Annotated in this window: 9 protein-coding genes; 4 read left to right on the forward strand and 5 right to left on the reverse strand. The window is 68.9% G+C overall.

Annotated elements, in window-relative coordinates; translation table 11 throughout:
- Both H5J31_RS39075 and H5J31_RS39080 read right to left on the reverse strand, forming a co-directional pair.
- Positions 1-798: serine/threonine-protein kinase (locus tag H5J31_RS39075; RefSeq protein ID WP_181777688.1), on the reverse strand; the 798-nt coding region annotated here is incomplete at its 3' end.
- Positions 799-879: 81 nt separating this feature from the next.
- Positions 880-1,566: a TVP38/TMEM64 family protein gene (locus H5J31_RS39080; protein WP_181777689.1), complete on the reverse strand. Its 687-nt coding sequence runs from the start codon at positions 1,564-1,566 to the stop codon at positions 880-882.
- A 24-nt stretch (positions 1,567-1,590) separates the two neighbouring features.
- Between H5J31_RS39080 and H5J31_RS39085 the strand changes: the two genes are divergently transcribed.
- Both H5J31_RS39085 and H5J31_RS39090 read left to right on the forward strand, forming a co-directional pair.
- Positions 1,591-2,148, forward strand: a complete 558-nt coding sequence (locus H5J31_RS39085) for a GNAT family N-acetyltransferase (protein ID WP_181777690.1) — start codon at positions 1,591-1,593, stop codon at positions 2,146-2,148.
- Between the two features lie 28 nt (positions 2,149-2,176).
- The gene (locus H5J31_RS39090) at positions 2,177-3,196 is read left to right on the forward strand and encodes a DNA polymerase domain-containing protein (protein ID WP_181777691.1); all 1,020 of its coding nucleotides are present in this window, start codon (positions 2,177-2,179) and stop codon (positions 3,194-3,196) included.
- A gap of 162 nt (positions 3,197-3,358) precedes the next feature.
- Here the strand turns inward: H5J31_RS39090 and H5J31_RS39095 are convergent, their stop codons facing one another.
- The gene (locus H5J31_RS39095) at positions 3,359-3,784 is read right to left on the reverse strand and encodes a hypothetical protein (protein WP_181777692.1); all 426 of its coding nucleotides are present in this window, start codon (positions 3,782-3,784) and stop codon (positions 3,359-3,361) included.
- A gap of 236 nt (positions 3,785-4,020) precedes the next feature.
- Here H5J31_RS39095 and H5J31_RS39100 point away from each other — a divergent pair, with 236 nt between their 5' ends.
- Both H5J31_RS39100 and H5J31_RS39105 read left to right on the forward strand, forming a co-directional pair.
- Positions 4,021-4,413: a DUF6221 family protein gene (locus tag H5J31_RS39100; RefSeq protein ID WP_181777693.1), complete on the forward strand. Its 393-nt coding sequence runs from the start codon at positions 4,021-4,023 to the stop codon at positions 4,411-4,413.
- Between the two features lie 7 nt (positions 4,414-4,420).
- Complete coding sequence (locus tag H5J31_RS39105) at positions 4,421-5,461, forward strand: LLM class flavin-dependent oxidoreductase (RefSeq protein WP_181777694.1); 1,041 nt, start codon at positions 4,421-4,423, stop codon at positions 5,459-5,461.
- Positions 5,462-5,596: 135 nt separating this feature from the next.
- Here H5J31_RS39105 and H5J31_RS39110 read toward each other — a convergent pair whose 3' ends face one another.
- Both H5J31_RS39110 and H5J31_RS39115 read right to left on the reverse strand, forming a co-directional pair.
- Entirely contained in the window at positions 5,597-5,926 is a 330-nt protein-coding gene (locus H5J31_RS39110; RefSeq protein ID WP_181777695.1) for a hypothetical protein, read from the reverse strand.
- Positions 5,927-6,219: 293 nt separating this feature from the next.
- The coding region (locus H5J31_RS39115; RefSeq protein ID WP_181777696.1) for a helix-turn-helix domain-containing protein at positions 6,220-6,532 on the reverse strand (313 nt) is incomplete at its 5' end.

Genomic DNA, 6,532 nt, shown 5'->3' on the forward strand with positions numbered 1-6,532 from the left:
GGTCGGTTCGGTGCGCAGGAGGCTCATCAGCAGCGCCGTCGCGCCGCCCGCCTGCTGCGGCGGGTTGATCTGCCCGTTCGCGGCCGCGTACAGCAGCGCGAGCTGGTTGGAGCTGTTCCCGTACGGCGTCTGGCCCTCGATCGCCTGGTAGAGCGTCGCGCCGAGCGCGAAGACGTCGGAACTGGGCACCGGGTCCGAACCGCGCGCCAGTTCGGGCGCGAGGTAGGCCGGGGTGCCGCCGATGAGACCGGTCTGGGTGAGCGTCATGTCGCCGGCGGCGCGCGAGATGCCGAAGTCGGTGATCTTCGCGGTGCCGGACTCGTCGATCAGGATGTTGCCGGGTTTGACGTCGCGGTGCACGATCCCGGCGCGGTGCGCGGCGACCAGCGCCGACGCGACCTGCTCGCCGATCTTCGCGACGCGACCCAGCGGCAGCGTGCCCTCCTCGGAGATGATCGCCGAGAGGCTCGGGCCGTTCAGGTACTCCATCACCAGGCAGGGATCGCCGCCGTGCTCGGCGATGTCGAACACCACGATCGCGTTCGGATGCTGGAAGCGGGCCGCGTTCTTCGCCTCCCGCATGGCGCGCTGGCGCATGTTGTCGCGTTCGGCCTCGGAGACACCGGGTTGCGGGAGGATCTGCTTGACCGCCACCGAGCGCTCGAGGCGGACATCGATGGCGCGCCAGACGACCCCCATGGCACCGCTACCAATTTGCTCGACCAGGCGGTAGTGCCCAGCGATCAGCTGACCGGTGTCGATGGCGACTGCTCCTGACACATTCTTTGACGAACACATCCCGGGTGATGGTGGCATTACGCGGCCTAGCAGGTCCCGCGCACCCGATCGAGTGTAGCGGGCGGTGGTTTCGGATCCCCGTCAGCTCGCCGGTGCGGAGGCGGGCAGTTCTTCACCGGCGCTCGGTTCGGGTGCGGGGAGGGCCTTCCGCCGGAAGACCTTGACCAGTCCGATGGCCCCCGCGGCGGCGAACACGGCGTAACAGATCAGCAGGGTGGGCGGTGTTTCCCCGGTCAAGGCGTCGCCGAGGACGACGACCGCGACGGTACCCGGCAGGCTGCCGAGCGCAGTCCCGAGCAGATACGGGGCGAAACGGACCGATGACACTCCGCACAGGTAACTCAGCGGAGCGAACGGCACCATCGGGATCAGCCTCAAAGAGGTGATCGCCAGAACCCCGCCGTTCGAAAGCCGGTCGTTGACCGCGCGGATCTTCGCCCGGTGCAGATGCCGGGTGACGAGGTCGCGGCCCAGTGCCCTCGAAAGGCCGAACGAGAGCCCCGACGCGACCGTGGTCGCCAGGATGCCGACGACGATGCCCGTCGTCGCGCCCAGCAGGAGCCCGCCGGCCAGGTTGAACACGGTGCGCGGGATCGGTGCCACGGTGAGTATCGAATAGACGAGGAAGAACACCAAGGGCGTGGCCGGGCCGGTCGCGGCCGCCCAGGCCCGCAGACCGGCTGGACTCGGGATCGGCAGCAGCACCGCGGCCGTCACGAAGGCGGCGAGCACGGTGAGCGCGAGGATTAATTTGGTACGGCCGGACACTGCGTCAACCGTACGGTATTCGCTGTGATCGACACCGAGGCGTTGCGGACGCAGCCCGAACTCGCCGGCCAGAACGTCGTACTCGCGCAGCTCGACGATTCCCACTTCGAGCCCGCCTGGCGGGCACTCCAGGACCCGGAGGTCATCCGGTTCACCGGTACGCACACCAAGTTCACCGAAGAACAGATCCACCAGTGGCTGGCCTCGCGGCCGGGCATCGCCGACCGGGCGGACTACGCGATCCTCCGCAAGGAAGACCGCGCGTACCTCGGCGACGTGGTCCTGTCCGACATAGACGAGGACAACGGCTCGGCCGGTTTCCGGATCGCGCTGACCGGCCCGGACGTCTTCGGCAAGGGCTACGGCACCGAGGCGACCAAACTGCTCCTGGGCTACGCGTTCGACGTCGTCGGCCTGCACCGTGTCTCGCTCGAGGTCTTCGACTTCAACCCGCGGGCCCAGCGTGCCTACGAGAAGGCCGGGTTCGTCCGGGAGGGCCTCCAGCGTGAGGCGCTGCGGTGGGACGGCGAGTGGCATGACGTCGTCACGATGGCAATTTTGAAGAACGATCCGCGCCTCTGATCGGTGCCGGAATCGCTACGGTGGGCGCATGCCCAAGAACGGTGAGCCGATCGAGGTCGAGGTAGGCGAGCGCAAGGTCCGGGTGTCCAGCCCGGACAAGGTGTACTTCCCCGCCCGCGGGATCACGAAGCGCCAGGTCGTGGAGCACTACGTCGCGGTCGGCGAGCCGTTGCTGCGTGCGGTCGGGGAGCGGCCCACGACGCTGAAGCGCTACGTCGACGGCGTCGAGGGCGAGTGGTTCTACGCCAAGCGCGTGCCGAAGGGCGCCCCGGAGTGGGTGGAGACCGCGAAGATCACCTTCCCGTCGGGCCGGACCGCCGAGGAGGTCTGCCCGACCGAAGCCGCCGTGTTCGCCTGGGCGGCGAACCTGGGCACCTTCGACTTCCACCCGTGGCCGGTGCGGCGTCCCGACGTCGACCATCCCGACGAACTCCGCATCGACGTCGACCCGCCGGACGAGGCCGGATTCGCCGACGCGGTCCAGGTCGCGGGCGTGGTGCGCGAGGTCCTCGACGCGGCCGGACTCGTCGGTTACCCGAAGACGTCGGGTGGCCGTGGCGTGCACGTCCTGGTGCGGATCCGGCCGGACTGGGACTTCATCGACGTCCGGCACGCGGTGATCGCGCTGGGCCGCGAGGTCGAGCGCCGGACCCCGGAGAAGGCGACCATCGCGTGGTGGAAGGAAGAACGCGGCGGCCGGGTCTTCATCGACTACAACCAGGCGGCGCGCGACCGCACGGTGGCTTCGGCCTGGTCGGTCCGCGGCACCCCGCGCGCGACGGTGTCGACGCCGCTCACCTGGGACCTGCTGACCGAGGTCGATCCGGACGACTTCGACGTCCTCACCGCCGGCGCCTTCTACGCCGAGCGCGGTGACCTCCACGCGCCGATGGACGAGCAGGCGTTCGGCATCGAGACGCTGCTGGAGTGGTACGCGCGGGACGAGCGCGACCACGGCCTCGGCGAGATGCCCTATCCGCCCGACTATCCGAAGATGCCGGGGGAACCGAAGCGCGTCCAGCCCAGCAAGGCACGCGACGACACCTAGGGCGTGTTTCACAAGTCGGGTTCGCGGTCTTCGCGCCCAGGCGGCCCCTGACGGCACGGGCGGATACGCCCGAGTAAGACCCCCGGTACGAGGGCGATCCGCCCGCACCGCCAGGAACCACCTGGATCACGAAGCCCATCGAACAGACTTATGAAACACGCCCTAGGGGGACCGGGTGAACTCGCAGCCCGCCACCTGCACGTATTCACCTGTGCGGGCGGTGAACCGCGCGGGACCCGTGGTCAGCTGGTCGTCCACGATCTTCGAGGTGCCGTTCGGGCGCAGCCTCGCCCAGTAGCAGTGGCCGTTCCCGCCGGTCGCCGGTCCGGGCGAGCGGTACGAGCCCGCTTCGGCCTCGGTACCGACGAGGTAGGTCCCGTCGGTGAGCCGTTTCGCCGGATCGGCGGGGGTCGTGCGGCCGGAGGTCACCGGTGGCGCCGGGACGGTCACGGTCGGCGCGGGCGCGGCCGACGCGGTGACGGTGACCGTCGCGGGGGCCGGCGGCGGGGCTCCCGCGTCCAGGGCTCTCGGCGTTGTGGCGGCGACCACGCCGACGCCGGCGCCCAAAGTGAGCGCGACGGCGAGCATGAGCGCATTTCGTGACGATGCGTGCGGTATCGGTGACCAGTTCGTACTTGTCATCCGTCTCTTCTTCGATTTTCTCGCGGAGTGATTGCGAACTCGTGTCGATCTCGAAACCTGTTACCGCCGGGGAGGGAATCGATACGAGACTGTGTGACGCGTGGAGCCGAGCCGTAACGACAGGGCTCCTGCCAGCGACATCTCCCTCCGAACCGTACGGTGGGGGAGACGAAGGAGTGCTTGTGGACGACCTGATCGCCTTTCTCGCCGCGCGAGTCGGACAGCGCCAGGCGTTGATCATGCAGGCGGTCAAGAAAACCGAGATCAGCGAATCGCTCAATCGCGGTGAGACCAAGGTCGTCATCGAAAAGAAGATCCGTTCGCTCAACGACATCGAACTCGACGTGGTCAATCAGATGATCAACGAGATCGAGGCGACGCGGCGGATGATGCAGGCGCACCGCACCACGGTTTCGGAGAAGGTCCCGGGGTTCCCCCTGTACGGCAACGAGTACTGGTGCGAGACCTGCAACGTCCCCGCCGACGAGGCCGGGACGAACTGGTGCACGACCCTGCGGCTGCTGGCCCTGCCCTACGCCGACCACCCGGACTACAGCGAGCGCTGGCGCCCCTGATCGGGGAATGCCCGCCGGGTCCGGACGCGTTGATCCAGGAGTGATCACGCTTTCGGTCCTGGACCGTTCCCCGACGCGCCGCGGCGGCGACGCGCCCCGCGCGCTGCGGGACACCGTCGGCTTCGCGCGGGACATCGAAGCGCTGGGCTATCACCGTTTCTGGGTCTCCGAACATCACAGCGTGCCCGGCGTCGCCGGGTCGGCGCCCACCGTGCTGGCGGCCGCGGTCGCCTCGAACACCGAGCACATCCGCGTCGGCACCGGCGGTGTGATGCTGCCGAACCACCGGCCTCTGGTGGTCGCGGAACAGTTCGGGGTCCTCGAATCGCTGTTCCCCGGCCGGATCGACATGGGGCTGGGCCGCTCGGTCGGCTTCACCGGCGGGGTCCGGCAGGCACTCGGGCACGAGAAGGACGACGCCGACCGCTTCGGCGACCAGGTCCGGGAACTGCTGGGTTTCCTCACCGGCGACCAGACGGCGTACCCGGGCGTGCACGCCATTCCGGCCGAGGGCCTGCGTGTGCCCGCGTTCCTGCTGGCCACCGGCGCGGGCGCGCGGCTGGCCGCGGAACTGGGACTGCCGCTGGTGATCGCGCCCGTTCGCGGCGAGGGTCCGCTGCTGGAAGCCATCGCGGGGTATCGCGACGGTTTCCGCCCGTCCGCGCAGGCCGCGCGGCCGTACGTCGTGGTGTCGACGGCGATCGCGGTCGCCGAGACGGCCGAACGCGCGCGGCGGCTGCTGATCCCCGAAGCGTGGTCGACCGTCTACTCACGCACCCACGGCGTCTTCCCGCCGCTTTCGCCGGTGGACGAGATCCTCGCCGGGCCGCTGTCCGAACGCGACCGCGAACGGCTGGACCGGGCACTCGACGGCCAGATCGCCGGCACCCCGGACGAGGTCGGCGACCGGCTCGACGACCTCGTCGCGAAGACCGGTGCGGACGAGATCCTGGTGACCACCAGTACTTTCGACCAGGCCGAGCGGCTGGATTCCTACCGGGGCCTGGCGGAGGTCGCCGGGTTGCGGAGCCTCGCCGCGGCGTCGTGATGCCGTTGGGAGCGTTCGTCGAAGCGGCCCACGGCGCCGGGGTGTTGCGAAAGCCACTTTCGCAACCTTCAACGTTGCGAAAGTGGCTTTCGCAACACCCGCGGTACCGAACAGGAGCCACCGAGGCCTCCACCGTCAGTGGCGCTTGACGATCACTTCGGGCTTGATCTCCCGCTCCAGGAAGCGGTGGTAGTCGATCGCCCGGATCGTGGTCTCTACCTGGTCGAAGGTCGGCGGCGGCAGGCTTCCGTTGAAGACGATGGTGAGGCTCTTGCGGGCGACGTTGAGGACGATCGGCTCGACGCCGACCTCTTCACAGGTCGCGAGCAGCACCGCCGTCCACTGCCGCAGGTCCTCGTGCTCGCCGAGGTGTTCCCAACGCGCGACCAGCCATCTGCCGTTCATCAGTTCACCCGCCATCTTCCACGGGTCGTGCACCATGTACGGCTCGGACAGGCCGCTCATCGCCGCTCGCGGCGGTCGTGCCCAAGGATCATGCGAGGCTCTTCTCTGCCGGGGCCGACTCCATCGGGGTCGCGCTCGACTGCGTTCGGACGTCGTTGTGTCCGGGTATTCGGCGCGTTCGGGGTCTCGGACGGCTCGGAAGTGCGGGTTTTTCGGCGAAACTCCTTACCGGACAGGGAATGTCATGTCAGCTCCGGCGGACGACGTCACGCGTTTCGTCCTCTGGATGCGGTAGTCGGTGATCCAAACTATCGCAATTAGAGGACTGAACGCGATCTTGGGCGGGCGGGAATCTAGAGCCGCAGCTGAAGCTGGGTGAGGATGCGCTGCGCGGGATCGTCCAGGTCGATCCCGGACACCTCGCCGGCCCTCCGCACGCGGTACCGCACCGTGTTCGGGTGGATGTTCAGTTCGCGTGCGGCGCGCCGGACGTCGCCGAACGCGTCGAGGTAGGCGAGCACCGCGGGCACCAGGATGCCGCCGTGTTCGGCGTCGTGCGCGACCAGTTCGGTCAGCCGAGGGTCGCGGATCCTCGGCTGCTCGCCGAGGAAGGCGAGAACCTCCGAGAGCAGGACCTCGGCGCGGACATCGGCCAGCGAGGCGACG

Source organism: Amycolatopsis pittospori, assembly GCF_013870525.1.
GTDB classification, from domain to species: Bacteria; Actinomycetota; Actinomycetes; order Mycobacteriales; family Pseudonocardiaceae; genus Amycolatopsis; species Amycolatopsis pittospori.